The organism is Actinomadura madurae (assembly GCF_900115095.1).
Classification (GTDB): Bacteria; Actinomycetota; Actinomycetes; order Streptosporangiales; family Streptosporangiaceae; genus Spirillospora; species Spirillospora madurae.
On sequence record NZ_FOVH01000027.1, the window covers coordinates 63,461 to 86,610 of the forward strand.

25 protein-coding genes are annotated in these 23,150 nt (G+C 71.5%); 13 read left to right on the forward strand and 12 right to left on the reverse strand.

Annotated features, from left to right (window positions below):
* Nucleotides 1–429: 429 nt before the first annotated feature.
* Nucleotides 430–1,377, reverse strand: a complete 948-nt coding sequence (locus tag BM339_RS44070; protein WP_218163917.1) for an NADP-dependent oxidoreductase — start codon at nucleotides 1,375–1,377, stop codon at nucleotides 430–432.
* Nucleotides 1,378–1,507: 130 nt separating this feature from the next.
* On the opposite strand from BM339_RS44070, the gene BM339_RS44075 reads away from it, so the two are divergent.
* A complete protein-coding gene (locus tag BM339_RS44075; RefSeq protein ID WP_075024700.1) occupies nucleotides 1,508–2,446 on the forward strand; it encodes an AraC family transcriptional regulator in 939 nt (312 codons plus the stop codon).
* A gap of 51 nt (nucleotides 2,447–2,497) precedes the next feature.
* Nucleotides 2,498–2,755 carry a VOC family protein gene (locus tag BM339_RS52915; RefSeq protein ID WP_177287921.1) on the forward strand — a complete coding sequence of 86 codons (258 nt, stop codon included), beginning with the start codon at nucleotides 2,498–2,500 and terminating at the stop codon, nucleotides 2,753–2,755.
* 58 nt (nucleotides 2,756–2,813) lie between these two features.
* Here BM339_RS52915 and BM339_RS44085 read toward each other — a convergent pair whose 3' ends face one another.
* Genes BM339_RS44085 through BM339_RS44100 form a run of 4 tightly spaced genes read right to left on the reverse strand, consistent with a single transcriptional unit; the run spans nucleotide 2,814 to nucleotide 6,047 of the window.
* Complete coding sequence (locus BM339_RS44085; RefSeq protein WP_075024701.1) at nucleotides 2,814–3,482, reverse strand: response regulator; 669 nt, start codon at nucleotides 3,480–3,482, stop codon at nucleotides 2,814–2,816.
* Complete coding sequence (locus BM339_RS44090; protein ID WP_075024702.1) at nucleotides 3,479–4,615, reverse strand: sensor histidine kinase; 1,137 nt, start codon at nucleotides 4,613–4,615, stop codon at nucleotides 3,479–3,481. Before BM339_RS44090 ends, BM339_RS44085 begins: the two co-directional genes overlap by 4 nt.
* Nucleotides 4,612–5,331 carry an ABC transporter permease gene (locus BM339_RS44095; protein ID WP_075024703.1) on the reverse strand — a complete coding sequence of 240 codons (720 nt, stop codon included), beginning with the start codon at nucleotides 5,329–5,331 and terminating at the stop codon, nucleotides 4,612–4,614. The genes BM339_RS44090 and BM339_RS44095 overlap by 4 nt, the downstream gene beginning before the upstream one ends.
* A complete protein-coding gene (locus tag BM339_RS44100; protein ID WP_075024704.1) occupies nucleotides 5,328–6,047 on the reverse strand; it encodes an ABC transporter ATP-binding protein in 720 nt (239 codons plus the stop codon). Before BM339_RS44100 ends, BM339_RS44095 begins: the two co-directional genes overlap by 4 nt.
* On the opposite strand from BM339_RS44100, the gene BM339_RS51010 reads away from it, so the two are divergent.
* Nucleotides 6,046–6,369: a hypothetical protein gene (locus BM339_RS51010; RefSeq protein WP_218163918.1), complete on the forward strand. Its 324-nt coding sequence runs from the start codon at nucleotides 6,046–6,048 to the stop codon at nucleotides 6,367–6,369. The two genes, BM339_RS44100 and BM339_RS51010, sit on opposite strands and share 2 nt — an antisense overlap.
* Here BM339_RS51010 and BM339_RS44110 read toward each other — a convergent pair.
* Nucleotides 6,361–6,585, reverse strand: a complete 225-nt coding sequence (locus BM339_RS44110) for a DUF397 domain-containing protein (RefSeq protein ID WP_075024705.1) — start codon at nucleotides 6,583–6,585, stop codon at nucleotides 6,361–6,363. The genes BM339_RS51010 and BM339_RS44110 overlap by 9 nt on opposite strands.
* A gap of 460 nt (nucleotides 6,586–7,045) precedes the next feature.
* Here BM339_RS44110 and BM339_RS44115 point away from each other — a divergent pair, with 460 nt between their 5' ends.
* Complete coding sequence (locus BM339_RS44115; RefSeq protein ID WP_075024706.1) at nucleotides 7,046–8,578, forward strand: MFS transporter; 1,533 nt, start codon at nucleotides 7,046–7,048, stop codon at nucleotides 8,576–8,578.
* On the opposite strand, the gene BM339_RS52560 is transcribed toward BM339_RS44115, so the two are convergent.
* The gene (locus BM339_RS52560; protein ID WP_075024707.1) at nucleotides 8,511–9,020 is read right to left on the reverse strand and encodes a DUF397 domain-containing protein; all 510 of its coding nucleotides are present in this window, start codon (nucleotides 9,018–9,020) and stop codon (nucleotides 8,511–8,513) included. The genes BM339_RS44115 and BM339_RS52560 overlap by 68 nt on opposite strands.
* Before the next feature lie 170 nt (nucleotides 9,021–9,190).
* Between BM339_RS52560 and BM339_RS44125 the strand changes: the two genes are divergently transcribed.
* A complete protein-coding gene (locus tag BM339_RS44125) occupies nucleotides 9,191–9,856 on the forward strand; it encodes a Uma2 family endonuclease (protein ID WP_256255832.1) in 666 nt (221 codons plus the stop codon).
* A gap of 170 nt (nucleotides 9,857–10,026) precedes the next feature.
* Here the strand turns inward: BM339_RS44125 and BM339_RS44130 are convergent, their stop codons facing one another.
* Both BM339_RS44130 and BM339_RS44135 read right to left on the reverse strand, forming a co-directional pair.
* Nucleotides 10,027–10,227 (reverse strand): DUF397 domain-containing protein, encoded by a 201-nt coding sequence (locus BM339_RS44130; RefSeq protein ID WP_075024709.1) that lies wholly within the window; start codon nucleotides 10,225–10,227, stop codon nucleotides 10,027–10,029.
* Nucleotides 10,224–11,033 (reverse strand): helix-turn-helix domain-containing protein, encoded by an 810-nt coding sequence (locus BM339_RS44135; RefSeq protein WP_075024710.1) that lies wholly within the window; start codon nucleotides 11,031–11,033, stop codon nucleotides 10,224–10,226. The genes BM339_RS44130 and BM339_RS44135 overlap by 4 nt, the downstream gene beginning before the upstream one ends.
* A 175-nt stretch (nucleotides 11,034–11,208) precedes the next feature.
* Between BM339_RS44135 and BM339_RS44140 the strand changes: the two genes are divergently transcribed.
* Nucleotides 11,209–11,643: an ATP-binding protein gene (locus BM339_RS44140; RefSeq protein ID WP_218163919.1), complete on the forward strand. Its 435-nt coding sequence runs from the start codon at nucleotides 11,209–11,211 to the stop codon at nucleotides 11,641–11,643.
* Between the two features lie 5 nt (nucleotides 11,644–11,648).
* On the opposite strand, the gene BM339_RS44145 is transcribed toward BM339_RS44140, so the two are convergent.
* Nucleotides 11,649–12,029, reverse strand: coding sequence for an ester cyclase (locus BM339_RS44145; RefSeq protein WP_075024712.1), 381 nt, complete (start codon nucleotides 12,027–12,029; stop codon nucleotides 11,649–11,651).
* A gap of 77 nt (nucleotides 12,030–12,106) precedes the next feature.
* Here BM339_RS44145 and BM339_RS44150 point away from each other — a divergent pair, with 77 nt between their 5' ends.
* The gene (locus BM339_RS44150; RefSeq protein WP_075024713.1) at nucleotides 12,107–12,700 is read left to right on the forward strand and encodes a TetR/AcrR family transcriptional regulator; all 594 of its coding nucleotides are present in this window, start codon (nucleotides 12,107–12,109) and stop codon (nucleotides 12,698–12,700) included.
* On the opposite strand, the gene BM339_RS44155 is transcribed toward BM339_RS44150, so the two are convergent.
* Nucleotides 12,672–13,658, reverse strand: coding sequence for a GlxA family transcriptional regulator (locus tag BM339_RS44155; protein ID WP_218163920.1), 987 nt, complete (start codon nucleotides 13,656–13,658; stop codon nucleotides 12,672–12,674). The two genes, BM339_RS44150 and BM339_RS44155, sit on opposite strands and share 29 nt — an antisense overlap.
* A gap of 54 nt (nucleotides 13,659–13,712) precedes the next feature.
* Between BM339_RS44155 and BM339_RS44160 the strand changes: the two genes are divergently transcribed.
* The 4 genes from BM339_RS44160 (at nucleotide 13,713) to BM339_RS44175 (ending at nucleotide 17,177) form a co-directional block, all read left to right on the forward strand.
* Nucleotides 13,713–14,045 (forward strand): cupin domain-containing protein, encoded by a 333-nt coding sequence (locus BM339_RS44160; RefSeq protein WP_024935627.1) that lies wholly within the window; start codon nucleotides 13,713–13,715, stop codon nucleotides 14,043–14,045.
* A 111-nt stretch (nucleotides 14,046–14,156) separates the two neighbouring features.
* A complete protein-coding gene (locus tag BM339_RS44165) occupies nucleotides 14,157–15,497 on the forward strand; it encodes a hypothetical protein (protein ID WP_075024715.1) in 1,341 nt (446 codons plus the stop codon).
* A 16-nt stretch (nucleotides 15,498–15,513) separates the two neighbouring features.
* Complete coding sequence (locus tag BM339_RS44170) at nucleotides 15,514–16,377, forward strand: glutamate ABC transporter substrate-binding protein (protein WP_075024716.1); 864 nt, start codon at nucleotides 15,514–15,516, stop codon at nucleotides 16,375–16,377.
* Between the two features lie 59 nt (nucleotides 16,378–16,436).
* Nucleotides 16,437–17,177 (forward strand): hypothetical protein, encoded by a 741-nt coding sequence (locus BM339_RS44175; protein ID WP_021592749.1) that lies wholly within the window; start codon nucleotides 16,437–16,439, stop codon nucleotides 17,175–17,177.
* An 83-nt stretch (nucleotides 17,178–17,260) separates the two neighbouring features.
* Here BM339_RS44175 and BM339_RS44180 read toward each other — a convergent pair whose 3' ends face one another.
* On the reverse strand, nucleotides 17,261–18,931 hold the full coding sequence (locus tag BM339_RS44180) for an LLM class flavin-dependent oxidoreductase (protein ID WP_075024717.1): 1,671 nt from the start codon (nucleotides 18,929–18,931) through the stop codon (nucleotides 17,261–17,263).
* A 131-nt stretch (nucleotides 18,932–19,062) separates the two neighbouring features.
* Between BM339_RS44180 and BM339_RS44185 the strand changes: the two genes are divergently transcribed.
* Both BM339_RS44185 and BM339_RS52395 read left to right on the forward strand, forming a co-directional pair.
* Entirely contained in the window at nucleotides 19,063–20,097 is a 1,035-nt protein-coding gene (locus tag BM339_RS44185) for a CaiB/BaiF CoA transferase family protein (RefSeq protein WP_075024718.1), read from the forward strand.
* A 57-nt stretch (nucleotides 20,098–20,154) separates the two neighbouring features.
* The gene (locus tag BM339_RS52395; RefSeq protein ID WP_075024719.1) at nucleotides 20,155–23,022 is read left to right on the forward strand and encodes a helix-turn-helix transcriptional regulator; all 2,868 of its coding nucleotides are present in this window, start codon (nucleotides 20,155–20,157) and stop codon (nucleotides 23,020–23,022) included.
* Nucleotides 23,023–23,150: the final 128 nt, after the last annotated feature.

Here is a 23,150-nt window from a genome sequence, read left to right on the forward strand (position 1 = left end):
GCAACTCCGGGAACACCAGCACCGACGGTCTGCTGCAACTGTGGGACACGTCCTCCAACGAGCTGATCAGCGCCCTCGCGCACACGAACTCCGACGTGAACTCCCTGGCGTTCGGGCCGGGCGGCAAGGCCCTGGCGAACCTCTGCAACGACGGGACGGTCACGCTCTGGGACGTCGCCGCGCAAAACGATCAGTACCCTGGCCGGGCCTGGTTCTGGCGTGACCTGCCTCGCGTCCAGCGGAGGCGGCGTCCTCGCGACCGGCTCCGAAACCGGCACCGTCACCCTGTGGGACGGTCACCCGGCGCAGGAGGATCGCCAGGCTCCAGAACGGCGCCACGTCCGGGATCACGTGCGTGGCCGTCAGCCCGGACGGCCGGGCCGTCGCCGCCGGCGGCGCTCGCCTCACCACCTGGACGCGGACGTAGCGTCACGGGATCAGGATGGTCTTGCCGCTGCCGCGTCCTGCCTCGGCGTCCCGGTGCACGGCCGCGACCTCGGCAAGCGGGCGGGCGGCGGCGACGTCCACGCGGATCACGCCCTTGTCGACGAGGGTGACGAGTTCGGCCAGCCGATCGGGGTCGTTGCGGACGACGAAGTGCTCGGTCGTCACCTGGGCTCCGGCCGAAGGCTCCACCGGAACGGTGATCGAGACGATTGCTCCGCCCGGCCGGACCGCCCGGCACAGCTCCGCCGCCTCCTTGGGCGGTATCGCGGCCAGGTTGAGCACCACGTCCACGGGACGGTCCAGGACCTCGTGCGGGCGCTCCCGCGTGTAGTCGATGACCTGCTCGGCGCCGTAGCCGCGAACCCGCTCCGCGCTCCGCGGACTCGCGGTGGCGATCACGTGCGCGCCGGCGTGCCGGGCGAACTGGACGGCGAACATCCCGACCCCGCCGCCCGCGCCGTTGACGAGGACACGTGTGCCTGGCCCGAGGCGCGCGTGCTCGAACACGGCCTGCCACGCGGTGAGTCCGGCGACGGGGAGCGCCGCCGCATGGGCGAGCGGGATGTCGCGGGGAGCGCGCACCATCAGAGCGGCGGGCGCGGTCAGGTACTCGGCCGCGGCGCCGCTCTTGTCGAGCCGTCCGACGACGGCGTCACCGGTGTGCAGGTGTTCGACGCCCTCTCCCTTCTCGACGATCGTCCCGGCGGCCTCGGCACCCAGGGTGAACGGGAGGTCGAGCGGGACGATGTCCCGCATCAGGCCTGCCCGGAACCCGACGTCCGAGGGGTTGAACCCGGCGGCGGCCACCTGCACCAGCACCTCGTCCGGCCCAGGGGTCGGACGGGGCACGCGTTCGTAGCGGATCACGTCCGGCCCGCCGTACGCGTGGACGCGAGCCGCCATCATCATCGAGTCCCGCCGAACCGCCATGAGCCGCCCCCGTCATCTAGTGATCTTCGGTCGTCTCGACCGTAAGGCCCGATGCTCAGACGACCAATGCGTGTTGATCTCGAATTCATACGCGAGCGTCTCTCGCCCAAGACGCGGCTAGCCTTCTCGGGTGGACGTGCTGAGCGACGTGATCGCGGTTATGCGCACCGGTGAGCCGCGGTCGGCCCTCGTGGAATGGCAGGCCCCGTGGGGGCAGCGGTTCAGGACGGTCCCGGGAGCGGCGGGCTTCCAGATCGTCCTGCGCGGCCCCTGCTGGGTGATCCCACCGAAGGGTGAGCCGTTTCCGCTGGCCGCCGGCGATGTGCTGTTCCTCCCGCACGGAGGCGAGCACGGGCTGGCCGACGCCCCGTCCACACCGCTCGCCGACCATGTCTGCGACCCGCAGGACGACCCGAGGTTCGAACGCAGGTACGCCGCCGCGCCGGTCGGCCGCGTGCACGCCGACGCCCCGGCCACGGTGACATTGTGCGGCGCCTACCAACTGAACGCCGGATACAGCCACCCGCTGCTGGACGATCTGCCGCCGCTCCTGCACCTGCCCGCCCGCGTCGGGCATCATCCGCACCTGCGCGCCGCGGTCGACCTGCTCGGCGCGGAGCTGGAGCGACCGCAGCCGGGGACGGACGCCATCGTGCCCGCCCTGCTCGACACCCTTCTGCTCTACATACTTCGGGCGTGGCTCGCCGAGCAGCCCGCGCCGGGCGAGGCCACGGGCTGGGCGGCGGCGCTCACCGACCCGGCCATCAGCGCGGCCCTGGCCGCGATCCACCGCGACCCGGCCCACCCCTGGACCGTCGCCACGCTGGGAACGCAGGCGGGACTGTCACGCGCCGCCTTCTCCCGCCGCTTCACGACCTCGGTAGGACGACCGCCGCTGGCGTACCTGACCTGGTGGCGCCTGGCGACCGCGGCACGCCTGCTCCGCGACTCCGACGCCCCTCTCGGGGCGGTGGCCGCTCAAGTCGGCTACACGTCGCAATACGCCTTCGCCAACGCCTTCAAACGCGAATACGGCATCGCCCCGGGGCGCCATCGCCGTGGCCGGTAGCGACCCTGGGCCGTTTAAGGATCGGCTGGGTGCGGTCGACGCGCCGCAGGGGTGCCGCTCAATGCTTGGCGCATTTCCGAACTGGTGGTCGATTGCCGGGATCCGCAGCGGCTGGCGGCGTTCTGGTGCGAGGTGCTGGACTTCGTCGTGCTCGACACCGACGACGGCGCGGTGGAGATCGGACCACGGGAAGGCTTCGGCGGATTGCAGCCGACTCTGGTCTTCAGCCCCACGACTGACCCAAGGCGGGCAAGCCGCCGAGTTCTGCCTGCGGCGAGCCCGCCTGACCTGACCACCACCCCGCGGTGAGGCGATCTCTGCGCGGAGGCATGCTGGGTTTCGCCGCCTCGCCTGCCTCTGCCGGACGTCAGGGGGCGCGGCGGCCCGGAACGATGATGCCGTGTTCGTAGGCCAGGACGACGGCCTGGACCCGGTCGCGGAGGTGGAGTTTGGCGAACACGCTGCCGACGTGGCTCTTGACGGTGGCCTCGGTGACGACGAGCCGGGCGGCGATCTCCTGGTTCGACAGGCCCTGCGCCACGAGGAGCAGCATCTCGCGTTCGCGCGGGGTCAGACCGGCCAGGAGATCGGGTGACGGCGTGACCGGATCGGTGCGCTCGGCGTAGTCCTCGATCAGGCGCCGGGTGATCGACGGGGACAGCAGCGCCTGACCCTCGTGGACGACATGGATCGCCTCCAGAAGTCGTTCGCGGGGGGCGTCCTTCAGCAGGAACCCCGACGCGCCCGCCCTGAGCGCGCCGAACACGTACTCGTCCAGGTCATAGGTGGTCAGAACCAGCACTCGCGGCGGACGGGACGTGCTGGTGAGGCGGGCGGTCGCCTCGACGCCGTCCATGCGCGGCATCCGGACGTCCATCAGGACGACGTCGGGACGCAGGTCGGCGGCTAGGGCGAGCGCCTCGCGGCCGTCGGCGGCCTCGCCGACGACCTCCAGGTCGGGCTGGGTCTGCAGGAACAGCCGGAAACCGATCCGGATCAGCTCCTGATCGTCGACGATCAGCACCCGGATCGTCATGCGCCCTCCCCGAGCGGCAGGCGCGCCGCCACCCGGAACCCGCCACCGGGGCCCCGGCCCGTCTCCAACTCCCCGCCGATCACCGCGACCCGCTCCCGCATCCCGACCAGGCCGTGCCCTCCAGGCCCCGCTTCACCGTGCCCTTCCTCTCCGTTCCCCGTCCCGTCGTCGAGCACCCGCACCTCCAGATCGGTCCCGCCGAAGCGCAGCGATACCGTGACCATCGTCGCCTGGGCGTGTTTCAGCGCATTGGTCAACGCCTCCTCGACGATCCGGTAGGCCGACAGCTCCACCCCGCTCGGCAGATCCCGCCGGTCCCCGGAGATCTCCACCTGGACGGGCAGTCCCGCCGCGCCGTACCCGGCGACCAGGTCGTCCAGGTCCGCCAGCGACGGCTGCGGCCGCGTCTCCGGTGCGTCCAGCCCGCGCAGGAGGATGAGGATGCGGCGCAGCTCGGTCAGGCTCTGCTCGGCGGTGGTCTCCACCCGCGCCAGCGTCCGCGCGGCCACCTCGGGGTCCGTCGGCAGGACGTCGCGGGCCCCGCGCACCCCGATCAGCATCACCGTCACCGAATGCGCGACGATGTCGTGCAGCTCCCGGGCGATCGACGTCCGCTCCCGCTGCGCCGCGATCAGATCGAGCTGCTCCCGCTCGCGTTCCAGGGTGGCGGCCCGCTCCTCCACCGCCCGGACGTAGCGGCGGCGCGTCTGCATGTAGACGCCCAGCATCCACGCCCCGATCGACACCGGCGGGCTGCAGACGTTGTCGGCCTCCAGGAACACGACCATCGGTGCCAGCACCGCGAGCGAGACGCGCCGGTCGCGCGTCTCGGCGAGCGACCACAGCGCGACGACGGCCGGCGCGCCTCCGGGGGAGTACCCGGCCGCGGTCACCGCGGCGGCCGTCGCGGCCGTCACCGCGGTCGCCGTCACCCCGAACCGGCGGCGGAACAGCAGAGCCGCCCCCGACAGGACGGTCACCGCGATCGGCAGGGGCACCGGCTGGGTGGAGTCGTTGAACAGCAGCCCCACCTCCACCGCGGTCGCGGCCACGGCGAGCACGATGTCGAACAGCACCCGGCGGTGCGCGGCCGACAGGCCCCGCACCGCCTCGATCCTCGCCGTCACGCTCACGCCAGGTCACGTCGCCGTTCGCAGCACACCGCGACCAGCACGGCGACGGCCGTCCAGACCGCGAACACCGCTCCGGCCTGCATCACCGACAGGGTCGTGTTGTGGGTCCCGCGGGTCAGCACTCCCGCCGCGCCGAACGGTGTGAGGTTCGCGCCCGACTCCCACGCCCCGCTCACCAGGGGCAGCACCACCAGGTTCACGATCAGCAGGACCACCGCGCCGACGACCGGGCTGCGGATCAGCGCACCGAGCGCCGCGCCCATCATCGCCGCCAGCACGAGCGCCAGGACGTTGCCCGCCACGACCTCGACCACGTCACCGGACGTCAGGTCCGGGCCGGGGTGGCGCGCCAGCAGCGGCAGGCCCACGCCGACCGCGACCGCGTTGGTCACCAGCGCCAGCACCAGGCCCGTCAGCGTGTACGCCGCGATCCGCACCCCGAGGACGGTTCCGCGGCCGCGGCGGGCCACCAGCGCAGCCGGCGCGGCCGTCCGATGCCGGTACTCGCCCGCCGCGCCGACCAGTCCCCAGAGCAGGAGCAGGACCGGAAGCCCCGACAGCGCCTCCTCCTTCTCCGGCACCTCGTCGAGCGTGCCCGACGCCAGCGCGACGATCACCGCGTTCAGGACGGTGAAGGCGATCCCGCCGGCCGTGAACCCCCACAGGGCGCGGGCCGTCAGCGACTTCAGCAGTTCCCCTCGAAGCAGGCCGATCATCGCTGCGACCCCCCGGTGAGCTCCAAGTACACGTCCTCCAGCGAATCCACCGCGCCGATCGGCCCCTCGTGCAGGAGCCTGCCGTGGTCGATGACGACCACGTCGTCGACGGTCTGCGCGGCCTCCGCGAGCAGGTGGCTCGACAGCAGCACCGTGCCGCCGTTCGCCACCCGGTCCCGCAGCATCGTCCGCAACCAGCGGATTCCCTGCGGATCCAGCCCGTTGGCCGGCTCGTCTAGCACCAGTATGTCCGGATCGCCCAGCAATGCGGCCGCCAGCCCGAGCCGCTGCCGCATTCCGAGCGAGAAGGTGCCGACCCGGCGGCCCGCCATGTCCGTCAGCTCGACCAGGTCCAGGACCTCCTCGACCCGCCCGCGCGGCAGCCCCGCCAGCAGCGCCAGCGCACGCAGATGCGCGCGGGCCGACCGCCCCGGGTGGGCGCCGCACGGCTCGATGTGGACGCCGAGCCGACCCGCCTCCGGCACCATCTCCGCCACCGGCACGCCCTGCACCGTCACCGCGCCCGCCGACGGCCGCGACAGCCCCACGATCACCTTCATCGCCGTGGTCTTGCCCGCGCCGTTCGGCCCGAAGAAGCCCGTCACCGCGCCCGGCCTGACCGTGAACGACAGATCGTCGACCACCGCACGCCGCCCGTACCGCTTCGTCAGCCCCTCGACCCTGATCGCCGGGGCGACGCTCACCTGTGATGTCATGCCCGACAGCTTCGGCCGCCCGCATCTCCCGGTCATCCGACCACGGTCGAAACCCGATCTTCGACCACAGTCTGAATTCCAGCGCCTGCCGAACGGCGACCGGTCGCCTCATCGGGCATCTACCCGTCGTTCGGCAGGCTTCACCGAGGCGTGGTTCCCGCCCCCGGATCTCGATACGGCTGCGGCCTCGGCCGTGCTGGAGCGGCAGATGCCGGGCGCGATGGCCGTGATGGAGCCCGACGCGCCGGGGATGCACACCACCGACAGCATCGGCGCCGACCGTACCCAGCCCGCATCCCCACACCCGGGGACCTCACCCTGAGATGCCCAGGCCACCCCGGTCGCGCCTCTCGCCGCTCTTGATGCGGTTCATGAGGTCGGCGACGGCGTCTCGCGTGAGGTGGAGGACAGGCCCGTGAGGGTCGGTACTGTCGCGGACGCCGGCGCCGGCGTCGAGGCCGGCGAGTTCGACGCAGGCACCACCTTCCTGGGTGCTGTAGCTGCTCTTACGCCACCTGGCCTGCGGGGCGTCTTCCATAGGCCCTCCAAGCTCGGATCGAGTCGCTCACACAGATGGTGTGCTCTGGGAGGGCGGATGGCGAGAGCCTGGCGGGGGTTGGTGAGCAGGGTGTCACGTCGTCAGACAGTCGCGGTGTGTCTCGCACAGTTCCCAGATGGTGTTGCGGGTGGTTTCGTCCAGGACTGCATCGGGCCACGAAGTTGGCGCGGATAACCCTGGGGAGCGCGCGATCGGGCGGGTCGGCGGCGGGTAGGTGCCAAGGGCGAGGTTCTTGTTCATCGGGGTGTGGGTGTGCCCGGGGCAGGTGACGTTCAGCGTCACTGGTGTGCAGTGCGGGCTTGGCGGCGAACGACCAGAGCGCTGATCAAGGGGTGGGGGTTCGACGGCCGGTTGAGGGTTGTCGGTCGTGTGCCTTTGGTCGGCGGGGGCGTGGGCGGCCGGAAGTCTCCGGGATCAGTTCAACGGAACGCTCGAAGACATGGATCTCGAAGACGGCAACGGACGGCAGAGGGCGGAACCTGCGGGCGCGACGACCGGCAGTCCGCCGGGGCAGGTACCAGGGCGGCGGTGGTGGACGCTGGCGGTGGTGAGCGCGGCTCAGTTGCTGGTGGTCCTGGACGGGACGATCGTGAACATCGCGCTGCCGTCGGCGCAGCAGGCGCTGCACATGTCGGACGGGAACCGGCATTGGGCCATCACCACGTACGCGCTGACCTTCGGCGGACTCCTCCTGATCGGCGGCAGGGTCAGCGGCGCGCTCGGCCACCGGCGCGCGTTCCTGATCGGACTGCTGGGCTTCGGTGTCTCGTCCGCCCAGGGCGGTGCGGCAGTGAACCCGGTGATGCTCTTCGGGGCGCGGGCCCTGCAAGGGGCGTTCGCCGCCGTGCTCGCGCCCGCCGGACTGTCTCTGCTGGCCGGTACCTTCACCCGGGCCCGTGAGCGCGACCGGGCGTTCGGGGTGTTCGCCGCGGTCGGTGCCGCCGGCTCGGCGGTCGGCCTGATCGCCGGTGGCCTGCTGACCGAGTACGCCGACTGGCGCTGGTGCCTGTACATCAACGTGCCCATCGCGCTGGTGGCGGCGCTCGGCCTCGCGCTGATGCCGGCCGACCGCCCGATCGCCGGGACAAGAGGAGGGCTGGACGTCGCCGGTGCGTTGCTCAGCCTCACCGGCTTCACTTCGGTGGTGTACGGGTTCGCCCGAGCCGAGTCCCTCGGATGGGGCTCCGGCGGGGTGACGATGTGGCTGGCCGGTGGGATGGTGCTGCTGGTCGCGTTCGTCGTCGTGGAGGTCCGGGCGGCGCACCCGCTGCTGCCGATGCGGGTGCTCGCGCACCGCGCCCGTGCCGGTGCGTTCCTGGCCATCACCCTGATGTTCGTGGCGATGTTCGGGTTCTACCTGTTCATGAGCTACTACACGCAGACGGTGCTGGGCCACTCACCGGTCCGGGCCGGCCTGGCACTGATCATCAATGCGCTGGCCGCGCTCGCCGGATCGATGCTCATCGCCGGGAGGCTGCACGGCCGCGTCCCGCCCGCCGCGCTGCTGGTGCCGGGGCTGCTGACCGCGGCCGCCGGGATGTTCGTCCTGACCCGCCTGCCGGCCGGGAGCACCGACGTCTTCGCTCTCTACCTGCTGCCCGCGCTCGTGCTCACCGGGCTCGGCCTCGGCTGCTTCATGCCACCGACCGCCAGCCTGGCCACGGAGGGCATGGAAGGGCACGACATCGGTGCCGCGTCGGCTGCCTACAACGCCGCCCAGCAACTCGGCGCGGCTTCGGGCACCGCACTGCTGAACACCCTGGCCGCCGGTGCCACCGCGACCTACCTGGCGTCCCGTCGCAACGCCACGGCCGACGCGGCCGCCGTGCACGGCTACACCACCGCCCTGACGGTCGCGTTCGTCATTCTGATGGCCGCCGCACTCCTCACCGCGGTACTGCTCATCACCAGGCGACGTCCGACCGCACCGAGCCCGGACAAGACCACGCCCGCCTCCACCACCACGCCCTGAGACCGTCGACCAGCTCGGCCGGAGACGCCGTTCTCGGGGAGGGGCAGCTTCCGCGAGATCGACGCTGATCGAGTTCGCCGCGCTTGACGCGGTTCACGAGATTGGCGACGGCGTCTCGCCCAAAGTGAAGGACGGGCCCGCTGGGGTCGGTACTGTCGCGGACACCGATGCCGGTATCGAGGCCGGCAAGTTCGACACAGGTGCCGCCCTCCTGGTTCGTGTAGCTGCTCTTGCGCCATGCGGGTGAGTTCGGCTCGCTTTTGATGCAGGTCAAGAACCGGCCGATGGCGTCTCGTGTGAGGTGGAGGACGGGTCCGTGGGGGTTGGTGCTGTCGCGGACGCCCACACAGCTTCCAAGTTCTGCTGCCTCGACGCACGTGCTGCCCTCCTGACCGCTGTGACTGCTCTTGCGCCACATGGCGCGCGGGGCGTCCTCATCCATGGAGCCTCCGAGTCTGGGTCGGGTCTCTCAGAGTGATGGTGTGCTCTTGGAGCTAGCGTGAAGTCAGCGATCGCAAGGTTCCGCGTGACCCAATGCGACGTCTTGCCTACACTCCGTACATATGTTCCCTACGATGACTGGAGCAGATCGTGAGGGAAGGGTCGCCGAACGTGACAATTCAGACGTTGCCGTCTTACCAGGCGGCTCTGCCGGACACGCCATACGCCTTGTGGGCAAGCGGCGAGCTTGACGACTTCCTTCACCTGCCCGAGGGATCTCGGGCTGAGATCATCGGAGGAGAGATCGTCGTGTCCCCCACGCCCACCGTGTCGCACGGCAACATGATTCACCGCATCTCCAGTGCGATCGACCGGGCCAGGTTCGCCGATCCGTCCTACCCGTGGACGTCCCGGCAGGTGATGACTCTGAACCTGACCGGCGTTGAGCAGGGGTACGTCCCCGACCTGATCGTGGCGGAAGACGGCGTGTTCGAGACCGCGGGCGAGGCCGACGAGGTAGAGCTGAGGCCCGACGAACTGGAGATGGTCGTGGAAGTCACCTCCAAGAACCTGGCCGTCTTCGACAGGCCGCCCGCCGGCGACCGGGAGCTGCGGAAGCCGACCAAATGGTGGGGCTACGCACGGGTCGGCATCCCCTACTACCTTCTGGTCGACCGGGACCCGAAGGTCGCGAACACCACGCTCTACTCGATCCCGGATCTCGGATCCTGCGCCTACCTGCATCGGGAGTCCTGGGACTTCGGCACAACGATCTACCTCCCCGAGCCTTTCAATATCGAGATCAGCACCAGCGGGTGGATGCCGTGGAGGGCCTGAGCGCTGCAGCGGGTCGCTGAAGGGTCTGGCTGAGGGCCTTGATGGGCATCTGGAGGTTAGTGAGCAGGTCGAGGTCCTTCTGGGCCGCGGATGGCGAGATTCTGGCGGGTTGCTGAACAGCCGAAACACAGGAAAAGCCCCCTCCGGAGAGGGGGCTTGCGGGTGGGGGTTCAGCGGTCGAGGTCGCCGCTCTTGATGCGGCTTACCAGGTCGGCGACGGCGTCTCGTCCGAAGTGGAGGACGGGTCCGTGGGGGTCGGTGCTGTCGCGGACGCTGACGTTGGTGTGGAGGTTGGCGACTTCGACGCAGGTGCCACCCTCCTGACTGCTGTAGCTGCTCTTGCGCCAGTTGACGTTCTTGAGGTCTTTCACATGCCCTCCATCACCTCACGGACCAGAGCTTCCGAGGCCACGTCGGTCAGAGCCGAGTTGCCGATCAAGTCCCACAATCGCCGGAGCTCTTCGACATGAGAGCCTAGTGTGATCACCCGGCCGGTGCCCCCTGCGCTTTCCACGAATGCGATCTCCGGCTCGTCCTCCAGACTGAACAGCGTGAACCCGGCCGCGGGAAAGACCTGGGCCTCATCTGGAATGATCAGGATGTTGATGTTGGGCTCTTTCATGAGTTCAAGGACTCGCTCAAGCTGAGCCCTAGTGATCTCTCGATTGCCGACGATCTTCCGGATCACTGCTTCCAGCATGACGATCACCACCCATGGTGGGTCGTCTCCTCGCAGTGTGTCTTGACGGTTGATCCGTGCGGCGACCGCTAAGTCGATGGCATTGGAGTGCTGGCCTGGGCGAAGGACCGCCCGAGCGTAGTCCTCGGTCTGGAGTAGTCCTGTGACGACGACGGGCTCGTAGACCCGGACGGCGTTGGCGGTGCTCTCCAGTTCTGCGTAGGGGCGGAAGAAGAGGGGGATGCCCTCCTTGGCGGCGAGGGGTTGGAGTTCCTGGAACTGGTCGTCGGTGTTGAAGTGGGTGTCGAGGCGTTCGGCCAGTTCGGGGGACGGGGCCTGGGCGGCGGTCTCGACCTTGGAGATCGTGTCGTGGGAGTAGCCGACCTCGGCGGCGAGCTGGGCCTGGGAGAGTCCGGCCTTGTCGCGGAGCTTCCGGAGTTTTGCCCCGAAAAGTGCGGCTGCCGACTCGGTCGGGTCGAGGCGCTTCCGATTCACCATGAGTTGCCCTCCGGAAGTATCGAGTTGGACAAAGCTGGTCCCACTCCCGACGGTAGCCAAATCGTCACAGCATGTGTGCCGGATCACACGCATCGAGGGACGGGAGTGGCCGGGCATGGTGTGCGGCGGACGGTGGCAGGCGACACATTTCGACAGAACGGACGGGTTGGTTCGGGTGGAGACGGCGGCCGGGGCGCGGGCCGTGCGGCGGGGGTTCCTGGCCGTGCCGGAGGTCGTCCAGCAGGGGCGCCTGATCGCCGAGTCGCAGGCGTTGCAGTGGGGGCTCGCCGAGGAGACGGTGCAGGACGCCGTTCTAGTGGTGTCGGAACTGCTCACCAACGCGGTGCGGGCCACCCAGGGGCAGCCCGTGTCGTTGCGGATGGTCTTGTCGGAGGCGGGCCTTCGGGTGGAGGTCTGGGACGCCTCGCCCGTGCGGCCGGAGGCGTCCGCGCCCGATCTCTCGATGCCGGAAGGGCCGGTTCCTGATGACGCTCCCGATCCCGGCGGCTGGGGGCTGGGCATTGTCGAATGCCTGTCCGCGGAGCGGGGCGTCCGCGCGGAGCTGGACGGGAAGATCGTGTGGGCGCTGCTGAACGCGGTCTACCGGTGATGCGGTCAGGCGAGCACTTCTTCGGGGCTTGAGTCGGGCGGGAAGCCGGTGCCGGCGCCCCACATCTCCGCGAAGCGGCCGTCGGCGATGCGGAAGATCTCGAACAGCATGGGCGGCGCGTCGCCGTCCGGCATCGGGATTCCCTCGACGGTGGAGCGGACGGCGGCCTTGTCGCCGTCGACCAGGATGTCCTGGGCGATGACGCGCATGTCCGGGTAGCGGGCGACGAGCGTGCGCCAGGCGTTCTTGCCCGCCTCGAAGCCGGTGGTGCCGAGCGGGTGGCTGAAGAAGTCGGGGGCGTGCAGGTCGTCGCCCTGGTCGAAGCGGCGGCTGTTGAAGCACTCCTGCATCTGCCGTATCAGGACGGTGACGTGTTCGCGGGTCATCGTGGCTCCTTCGTGCTAAGCGGTGCGGCGCCCCGGTTGGGAGGATACGGGGCGGCGACCCGGTTAAGCTAGGGGGCATGTCCGACCGGTTTGAGGGGAAGTCGCCTGCGGCTCGTCGCGTGCGCGCCGATGCGCGGCGTAATCGGGAGCGGGTGCTTGAGACCGCGCAGCGGTTGTTCGCGACGGAGGGGCTCGGCGTCTCGCTGGACGAGATCGCCCGTCGCGCGGGTGTCGGGCCCGGTACCGTCCACCGGCACTTTCCGGCCAAGGAGGCGCTGTATCTCGCCGTCGCGACGGATCAGCTCAGGCAGTTGATCGCGGAGGCCGAGGTGCTCGCCGCGACCGATGATCCGGCGGCGCTGTTCACGCTGCTGTCCCGGATGATCGCCAACGGTGCCGAGAACGTGGCGGTGAAGAGCGCGCTGGCGGCTGCGGAGTTCGACCTGCGCACCGCCGCCCCGGACGTCGCCGCTGACCTCACGAGCCAGGTCGCAGAGTTGCTGGATCGGGCGCACGCGGCGGGCGTGGTGCGCGACGACCTGACCGTGGACGAGGTGATGGCGCTGGTCGCCGGTGCCTTCGCCGCGATCCGCCACGCGGGTGCGGAGGCCAGCCGGGAACGGTCGGGACGCATCGCCCGGCTCATCCTTGACGGGCTGCGACCTCGATAGACGGACGGAAGGCCCGGCGGTAGGCCCCGGGGGTGGTGCCCAGGGCGGCGAGGAAGCGCCTGCGGAGGTTGGTCGCGGACGAGAGGCCGACGCGGCGGGCGATGGCGTCCAGCGGGAGGTCGGTCGACTCCAGGAGGTCACGGGCCGCGGCGATGCGCTGGGTGAGGAGCCACTGTCCGGGGCTGGTGCCGAGCTGGCCGGCGAACCGGCGGGCGAGGGTGCGGGCCGACATCCCGGCGTGCGCGGCCATGTGCTCGACGGTCACCGGTTCGCCGAGCCTCCCGGCGATCCACTCCAGGAGGGGGGCGAGGGTGCCGTCGATCTGCTCGGGGTGCGGCGGTGCCGAGTACTGGAGCTGGCCGCCCTCGCGGTGGGGCGGCATGACCATGGTCCGGGCGACGTGGGCGGCGTACCGGGCGCCCTGGTCGTTGCGGAGCAGGTGCATGCACAGGTCGAAGCCGGCCCCGGCTCCGGCGCTGGTGGCCACGTCGCCGTGGTCGACGTAGAGCACGTCCGGGTCGACCTTGACCTGCGGGAAGCGGGCGGCGAACTCGTCGGCCAGGGCCCAGTGGGTGGTCGCCGCGCGTCCGTCCAGGAGGCCGGCGTGGGCCAGCGCGAAGACGCCGGAGCAGATGCTGGCCACCCGCGCTCCGCGGGAGTGGGCGCGGCGGAGGGCCTGGACGACCGTGGGGGAGGGCGGCTCCTGAGTGGGCAGCCAGCCCGGGACGATCACGGTGTCCGCCTCGTCGAGTGCCTCAAGGCCGGTGGTGACGAGCATGTCGTACCCGGCGTGCGTGGCGACCGGGCCGGGCCGTTCCGTGCACACGCGGAAGCCGTACCGGGTCGGGAGCCCCGGCCGCTCGATCCCGAACACCTGCGCCGCGCAGCCGAGTTCGAAGGTCGACTGCGGGGGCCGGACGAGTGCCACGACGCGGTGCATGACAGAAAAGTACCTCATGATGTCATTCCTGACACTCGCCAGGTCGGAGGCCTGGTGGCGAGGCTGGGGGCCATGACGACAGGACAGAACATGCCCGGTTACGTCTGGTCCGCTGTGCAGGACGCGCCCGTTCGCGAGCTCTTCCCGGGCATCCGCCTGCGCTCCCTGTGGAAGGGGGACAACGGCGCCCATGCCCATGTGCTGGAGATGGACGCGAACACCGGCTGGGTGGGGATCGACGTCCACGAGCCGGGTCCCGAAGAGGTCTACGTGGTTTCCGGCGTCTTCAACGACGGCGTCCGGGACTACCCGGCCGGCTCGTTCATCCACGCGCCCGCGGGCTCATCGCACGTCCCGCAGACGAGAACGGGCTGCACGCTGTTCCTCTTCTACCCGGAGGGCTAGACCGCGCGGAGGCGGCCAGGTCTGGCAACGATCTTGCGGGGGAAGTGATCATCGCCCGACACTGGGACGTCCGCCCCCGGAAACCGTGCCCCGGAAGGAGAGGGTCCGAGCGTGCCCTCGAAGCTCATCGGCCTCCGTACCGTCGCGGGCCGGGTCCGGGGCTTGGCCGCGCTGGCGCTGGTCGCGCTCGCCGTGCTGTCCACCACGACGGGCGTGGCGGTCGGGCACGCGCGTGACGGGCTGCGGACGCTGGGAGACCGCGAGGGCCCCATGGTGCTGGCCACGGGGGACATGTACCTCGCGCTCAGCGACATGGACGCGCAGGTGACCAATGTCCTGCTGACCGGTGACGAGGAGGGCTGGCTGTGTGATCCGGAGGCGTCCGACTGCGAACGCGGTACTCAGCGGTACGTCTACGACATCCGCCGCGAGGACGCCCAGCGGGCCGGGTTGCAGGCGGCGCGGCTGGCGAAGGACGACCCGGTGCGGCTGCGGACCGTCCAGGCGGTCCTGGACGGACTGCACGCCTACGACCAGAACGTCCAGGCGGCGATGCAGGCCGCGCGCTCGCCGAAGGCCATGGCGGAACCGCCGCCGGAGGCGGTCCGGCGATACCGGGCGGCGACCGCGCTGATGACGGAGGACCTGCTGCCGAAGGCCCGCAACCTGACGCTGGACGGCGCGGCCGACGTCGACGCCGCCTACGAGGACGAGCACTCGGCCGTCCTCGCGGGACGGTTCCGGGTGATCGGCGCGGGGCTGGCGCTGCTCGCCGCACTGGCGGGCCTCCAGGTGTACCTGGCCCGGCGCTTCCGGCGGCTGGTCAGCCTGCCGCTCGCCGCCGCGCTCGCGGGCGCGCTGGCGCTGACCGTGGCGGGAGCGTCGCTGCTGGCCACGGAGGCGGACCGCCTGCGGGCGGCGAAGAGCGCCGGCTTCGATCCGGTCCTCGACCTCACCCGCCTCCGGGCGATCGGCCAGGGCATGGACACCGACCGGAGCAGGCGGCTCATCGATCCGGCCGGCGCCGTCCGCTACGACCAGATGTACCTGGAGAAGGCTCAGACGATCCGCTACGTCAAGGGCGCGACCGGCATGGACGCCTACGACCGGGCACTGGACCGGCCGGTGGCGCGGGACGGGGCCGCGGCCGCCTACCGCGTCTACCAGGACCATGACCGGGCCGTCCGGGACCTCGCCGAGCGCGGCGACCGAGTGGCCGCGGCCCACGCCCACCTGGACCCGCGCTGGACGGCTCTGCCTCACCCGGCCTTCCGGACCTACCACCAGAGACTCGACGCCCTGATCAGCCGGCACGAGTTCCTCCTCATCCGCGCCGTGGCGAGGGGCGACCGCGCCGCGGAGCCCTGGACGTGGCTGCCGGCGGCCGGTGCGCTGGCCATCGCGGCGCTCATCGCGGCCGGGGTCTGGCCGCGCCTGTCGGAATACCGCTGATGAACGGGAGCCGGCCGTGCATGCCGCACGCAGCAGACTGACCCTCGTCGCCACGGCCGTCCTGACCGTCCTGGCGGTCCTGTTCTTGGTGGTGCCACTGGCGGTGGCGCCGCTGGTGCACGGCGACGACGGACCGCCGTCCGTCACCGACCGGGACACTCTGGTGATCGGGGTCAGGGACACCCCTCCAGGTCTGGCCTTCCGTGCCGGGGACGGTTCGCTCCAAGGGTTCGACGTCGATGTGTCGACCTACATCGCCGGGCGGCTCGGCGTCACGTCCGGCGACCTGACCTTCCGGGTGCTGGCACCGGACGAATGGGAGACCGCGCTGAACCGGGGCACCGTCGACATGGTGGTCGCGGCCTACACCATCACGCCCGAACGCAAGGAACGGGTCACGTTCGCCGGGCCGTACTACGTCGCGCACCAGGACATCCTCGTCCGCCAGGGGGACGAGTCAGTGCGGAACGTGCGGGACTTGCGCGGCAAGAGGCTCTGCCAGGTCTCCGGGTCCGACTCGTGGCGGCGGGTGACGGAGGACAGGAAGGTGGCCGCGTCGCCGGTGCCCGCGCGTACCTACGGCGAGTGCGTCAAGGCACTGGCGGATGGACGCGTCGACGCGGTGTCCACCGACGACCTGACCCTTGCCGGGCTCGCCGCCGCCCCGGGATCCGGCGCCACCCTGGTCGACGCGCCGTTCACCGACGAGCGGTACGGGATCGGTCTGCGCAAGGGAGACGTGGACGGCTGCCAGGCGGTCAACCGGATCCTCACCGGGATGTACCAGAACGGCGCCGCCGACACCCTGCTCGACCAGTGGTTCACCGCACCGGGCTTCGACGCCGCCTCGGCGGTGCCGCGGTTCGAGGGCTGCCGCTGAGGACCCGACTTGGGACGGCGTTGGTCTGCGTTTGCCCTGGCCCCGGGAATAGGGCCTGTGTGGAGGAGTGGTTCACACGGGAGATCGCGGACGCCGGCCGGGTCCGGCTCTTCTGCTTCCTCGTCGCGTTCATCGCCGGGTTCCTCTTCATCCGGTTCAGCGTGCGGATGATCCGGCGGCAGGTGAAGTGGTGGCCCGGGAACGTCACGCCGGGCGGGCATCACATCCACCACGTGGTGTTCGGGCTGGTGTTCATGTGCGTCGGTGGTGTGGGCGGCCTGGCCATACCGGACGACGCGTCCGGGTTGGCGGCGGCGGCCGCCGCGGTGTTCGGGGTGGGGACGGCGCTCGTCCTGGACGAGTTCGCGCTCGTCCTGCACCTGAAGGACGTCTACTGGAGCGAGCAGGGACGCTTGTCGGTCGAGGTCGTGTTCATCACGATCGCGCTGTGCGGGCTGATGCTGCTCGGGCTCCATCCCCTGGGTGTGGACGACGTCGCCGGGGACGGCCTGTGGAGCATCGTGAGCGTCATCCTGTTCGACCTGTTCGTGTCCGTGATCGCCCTGCTCAAGGGCAAGGTCTGGACGGGCGTCATCGGGCTGTTCATCGGCATCATCGCGATCGTCGGGGCCGTCCGGCTGGCCCGTCCCGACTCGCCGTGGGCGCGGCGCCGGTACTCGGCGGGCTCGCGCAAGGAGCGGCGGGCGCGGATCCGGGAGCGCCGGTACCGCATCCCGGTGCAGCGCTTCGGGGACTGGCTGAGCGATCTGGTCGCCGGACGCCCGTCCGGTGGTTCGTGAAAATCGGCGCGAACTCCGGTGGGTTCGCGGGCATCTGAACAAGCGGTGGCCGTGGACGTCGGGGGACCACGGCCACCTCCAGATCAGTACGGGGACGGGCCGCCGAACATCTCGCTGAGGCGCGGGGCCAGCTCGACGTCGCCGCGCAGCCGCAGGCGGCCGTCCATCAGCAGCGACGCCGGGTTGGCGTCCCCGGCGAGGACGCGCAGGAAGTCGGCCGTCGACAAGGTGAGGGTGAGGGCGGGGTTCTTCGCCGCGCCCACGCGGGCGCGGGCGCGCGTCTTGCCGAGTTCGAGCGTCCAGACGGTGCGGGTCAGGCGGAACTCCAGTTCCCCGGTGAAGCCGCCCGCGGCGGACGGGTCGAACGCGCGGGCCATCCCGGCGAAGAACGCGCGCTGTGCGGCAGGGCCGAAAAGGCGCTCGATCTGCTCGTCCGACCGGCCGTGGACGAACCTGGAGAACCCCCGCCGGAAACGCCTGCGGCCCGCCGAGCGGATGTCCCGGGACCGGTGCGCGCGGGCCACTTCGGCGTCCTCGTCGATGCGGTAGCCGGGCGGCGACGTCCGAGCGGGCTTCCGGCGCGCGAGGGCGGCGTCGATGGCGGGCGCGAGGCGTTCGGCTTTCGCGGCCTCGCGTTCCTCGCGCCCGTCGGTGAAGTGCGGCAGGACCGCCTTCCCGAACAGTTCCAGCGACTCGCAGATGTGCTCGTGCCGGTTCGGTCCCGCCTGGAGGACGAACGCGATCTGGTCGACGCCGACCGATTCGTAGCGCCGGATCAGGTCGATGATCTGCTCCGGGGTGCCCACGGCGCCGCGTAGGGAGCCGACGTTGACGTTGAGCGTCTCGGCGTTGGCGATGATCTGCTCGCGGGAGAAGCCCCGGGCGTCACGCCGTGAAAGGAACTCCTCCCACACGTTGGTGCGGCCGGGGTCGTGCGGCGTGGGCCCGTAGTAGTGGGCGAGCGCGAACGCGAAGAAATGCGCGCCGTCGATGCCGCGCTCGATGGCGGTCGCCTCGTCCTCGTGCAGCATCATCGGCAGGACGACGGCCAGGTTCGGGTTCACCGCGAACCCCGCCGGAACGCATTCCTCGGACGCGATGATGCGGTAGTACTCGTCCGCCCACTTGCCGGCGTCCTCGGGCTCCACGAAGGAGAACGACAGCGCGCCGATGCCGTTGCGGGCGGCGAACTGGATGGTCTCCCGGCGCGAGCACGCCACCCAGAGCGGCGGGTGCGGCTTCTGGACGGTCTTCGGAAGCACGTTCCGCGGCGGCATCGTGATGTCCGGCGACGACCATCCGGCGAACGGCTCCTCGACGAACATCCGCGTGATGGCGTCGATCGCGTCCTGCCACTGGGCCCTCTTGTCGCCGCGGCGCACGCCGAACCCGCCGAGCTCTGCGCTGGAGCTGGACTCGCCCGTCCCGAAGTCGACCCGCCCGTTCGAGACGAGATCGAGCGTCGCGATCCGCTCGGCGATCCGCGCCGGGTGGTTCACCGCCGGCGGCAGCTGGACGATGCCGTGCCCGAGCCGGATCCGCTTCGTCCGCTGCGACGCGGCGGCGAGGAACACCTCCGGCGCGGAGGAGTGCGAGTACTCCTCCAGGAAGTGGTGCTCCACCTCCCACACGTAGTCGAACCCGATGCGGTCGGCGAGCTCCACCTGGTCCAGGGCGTCCTGGTAGAGCCTCAGTTCCTGCCCGTCGCTCCAGGGCCGCGGCAGCTGGTGCTCGTAGAACAACGAAAACCGCATGGCGAACCACCTCCGGGCCAGCCTCACCCGGATTGGACGCGGCGTCAACAACGGCGGGGAGTGACCAAGCGCTCGCTTGACGGCGGGCGCCCCGACCGGCACGGTGAAGCCGACGAGACGAGAGGAGCGCCATGGCGCCGCTGGACGGACTCCGCGTCCTCGACCTGACGATGTGGCGGCCCGGCCCGTACGCCACGCAGCTGCTCGCCCAGCTCGGCGCGGACGTGATCAAGGTCGAGCCGCCCGGCGGGGAGCCGATGCGGATGTTCCGCGACCACTTCGACGTCCTCAACCGGCACAAGCGCGGCATCGTGCTCGACCTGAAGTCGGAGGAGGGGCTCGCGAGGCTCAAGGAACTGGCCGGAGACGCCGAGGTCTTCGTGGAGGGGTTCCGTCCCGGCGTCGCCGAGCGGCTGGGCGTGGGCCACGAGACGCTCCGTGCCCTCAACCCGCGGCTCGTCTACTGCTCCATCTCCGGCTACGGCGCGGAGGGCCCCCTCGCGGACGTCCCCGGCCACGACATCAACTACCGCGCCTACGCCGCCGCGCTGCCCCCCGACGCCGTCTCCCCGGAGGCCGACGAGCTGCCCGTCGCCGACATGTCGGCCGCCACGATGGCCGCGTTCGCGATCACCGCCGCCTGCCTCAAGGCCCGCGAGACGGGCACCGGCGACCGCGTCGACCTCGGCATGGCGGACGTCCTCGCGCACTGGGTCGGCACCGTCCCGCCCGCGACGCGCAGGTCGGGCGTCGGCCCCGTCCCCGGCTACGGCGTCTACCCGACCAAGGACGGCCACAGGATCACCCTCGGCGTCGTCTCCGAGGAGAGGCTGTGGGACGCCACCTGCCGGGCCCTCGGGATCGCCGAGCACGCCGGCGTCCCGTTCGCCGAGCGGCTCGGCCGGATCGGCGAGCTGGACGGGACGGTCGCCGCCGCGGTCGCGAGGCTCACCCGGGCGGAGGCGATCGAGCGCCTCACCGCGGCCGGCGCCCCCGTCGCGCCGGTGCTCTCGCATGCCGAGATGACCGGACTCGACCACTTCCGGCAGCGGAGGATCCACGAGGAGGGGCCGGTGCGCACCAGCGTCCACCCGCCGCTCCCGAGGGGAGAGATCCCCGAGCTGGACGAGCACCGCGGCCAGACCTGGCGGCATCTCACCAAGTGATATTCGGGTGGGAATGTCCGATCCGTTTGGCATGCTTGTGTCGTGAACGCCCATGCGATGAGTTCCGTCCTGGTCGGCAGGTCGGCCGAGCTGGCGCGACTGCGGGAGGCCCTCGCCGCCGCGCCCGGGGCCGTGCTCGTCGGCGGCGACGCCGGGCTCGGCAAGACCCGCCTCATCACGGAGTTCGCCCGCGCCGCCGAGGCCAGGGCGCTCGTCGGCGGCTGCCTGGAGCTCGGCTCGGACGGCCTGCCGTTCGCCCCGTTCACCACCGTCCTGCGCGGGCTCGTCCGCGACATCGGCATCGACGGCGTCGCCGGCCTCGTCCCGCGCGGCGACACCGGCGGCCTCGCCCGGCTGCTGCCCGAGTTCGGCGAGCCGGAGACCGACGCCGCGTCCGGCGAGGAGCGCGCCCGGCTGTTCGAGGTCGTGCTGACCCTGCTGGAGCGGCTCGCCGAGCGCGGCCCGGTCGTGCTGGTCATCGAGGACGCCCACTGGGCCGACCGCTCCACCCGCGACCTGCTCGCCTTCCTGATCCGCAACCTCGGCACCGTGCCGCTGCTGATCGTCATGACGTACCGGTCGGACGAGCTGCACCGCACCCACCCGCTCCGCCCGCTGCTCGCCGGCCTGGAGCGGCTCGACCGCGTCCGCCGGATCGAGATCGGACGGCTGGCCCGCGGCGACGTCGCCGCGCTCGTCACCGAGCTGCTCGGCCACGCCCCGCCGCCCGGCCTCGTCGAGCGGGTCGAGGCCCGCAGCGAGGGCAACCCCCTGTTCATCGAGGCGCTGCTCGACGACGACGGCACGCTGGCGTGCGAGCTGCCCGAGTCGCTGCGCGACCTGCTGCTCGCGGGCGTCCAGCGGCTGCCCGAGGAGACGCAGGACGTCCTGCGGGACGCCAGCGGCGGCAGCACCCGCATCGAGCACGCCCTGCTGGCGGCCGTGTCCGGGCTCGACGACGCCGCGCTCGCCCGCGTCCTGCGGCCCGCCGTCGCGGCGAACGTGCTGGTCGTGGACGGCGACGGCTACGCGTTCCGGCACGCCCTGATCCGCGAGGCCGTCCACGACGACCTGCTGCCAGGCGAGTACACGCGGCTCCACACCCGCTACGCCGAGGCCCTGGAGAAGGACCCCGGGCTCGTCCCCGCCGGGCGCCTCTGGGTCGAGCTGAGCTACCACTGGACGCAGGCCCACGACAGCACGTGGGCGCTGGTCGCGTCCTGGCGCGCCGCCGGGGAGGCACGCAAGGCGCTCGCGTACGCCGAGCGGCTCGCCATGCTCGAACGCGTCCTGCAACTGTGGGACAAGGTGCCGGACGCGGCCGAGCGCATCGGCGCCGACCATGTCAGGGTCCTGGAGGACGCCGCGACCGCCGCGGACGGGGCCGGCGAGTACGACCGCGGCGTCAGGCTCGTCACCGCCGCGATCAACGAGGTCGAGGCCGCCGGCGGCGAACGCGACACGGCGCGCTGGGCGATGCTGCTGGAACTGCGCGGCCGCATGCTCTACCAGCTCGCGCGCCCCGGCTTCGTCGAGGATCTGCGCGCCGCGGTGGACGCGCTGCCCGCCGACCCGCCGACCATCATGCGCGCCCGCGCCCTGTCCACGCTCGGCAACTACGTGCGGATCATGACGGAGATCGAGGCGGCCCGCGCGGCGGCGCTGGAGTCGCTGTCCATCGCACGGGAGCTCGGCGACCCCGTCGCGGAGGCCGAGGCGCTGATCACGCTGTTCTGCGCGCACATCGACTACGAGGGCGCGGACCGCCTGACCGAGATCGAGGAGGCCACCAGGCGCTGCGGCGACCACCGGGTGCTGCTCCGCTACCACGTGATCAGGTCGCACTTCCTGGAGGGCGCCGGACGCCACGAGGAGGCCGCCGCGGTCGCCGAGCGCGGCAAGGAGCTGGCGCGCGAGTACGGGGTGGCCCGCACCCAGGGCACGTTCCTGTCCATCAACCAGGCCGAGCCGCTGGTCTCGCTCGGCCGGTGGGACGAGGCGATGGCGGTGATGGGCCACGCGATGGAGCAGGACCCGGCGATCACGACCCGGACCTCGCTGCTCGTCCTGTCCGGCTGGGTGGCGCTGTCGCGCGGCGATCTCGCGACGGCCAGGGCGCGGCTGGACCGGGCCCGCGAGATCATGAAGCTCAAGCTGAAGTGGCTGAAGACGCAGGACTACTTCAGCGCCCTCTGGCTGGAGGCGAGCATCGCGCTCGAAGGAGGCGACCCGGCCGCCGCGCTGGACGCGGCACGGCCCGTCCTCGACCACGGCGGCCTGCCGGACGACGCCCGGTACGCCTGGCCGGTCCTCGTCACCGCCGTGACGGCCTGCGACCAGGTGGGCGAGGAGGCCGCCGGCGACCTGCGGCGCATCCGGGAGCGCGTGGCCGGGCTGGAGACCAGCGGACCCCTGCAGCGGGCGTACCGGCTCACCTACGACGCCAAGCTGGCCAAGGCGAACGGCCTCCCCGACCGCGCGGCCTGGGAGAAGGCCGCCGCCGCGTGGGAGGGCCTCGGCAACCCGTACTACCACGCGCGGGCGCTGTGCCGTGCCGCGGAGTCGGCGCTCGCGGGCGGCGACCACGACGGCGCGGCGGCCATGCTGCGCACCGCCGTGGAGATCACGGACCGGCTGGGCGCCGTCCCGCTCGGCGAGGAGGCCGCCGGCCTGCTGCGCCGCACCCGGGCGCCGCGCACGGGGTCCGCGCCGCTCGGGCTGACGCCGCGCGAGTTCGAGGTGCTGCGGCTCGTCGCCGAGGGCCGCAGCAACCGCGACATCGCCGAGGCGCTGTTCATCTCGGTGAAGACGGCCAGCGTGCACGTGTCGAACATCCTCGGCAAGCTGGAGGTGACGAGCCGCGGCGAGGCCGCCGCCACCGCCCACCGGCTCGGCCTGTTCGCCGCGGCGAAGGCGCGCGCCTGACCGCGTGGCGAGGATCTCCCCTCCCGGACCCCCGCCACGCGGATCGTCAGGCCACACGGGAACTTCGTGGCTGGCCTTCACGGCCACGGCCCGCGGAAGCAGGCGGTGCTTCCCCGCCCGGAGAGGCG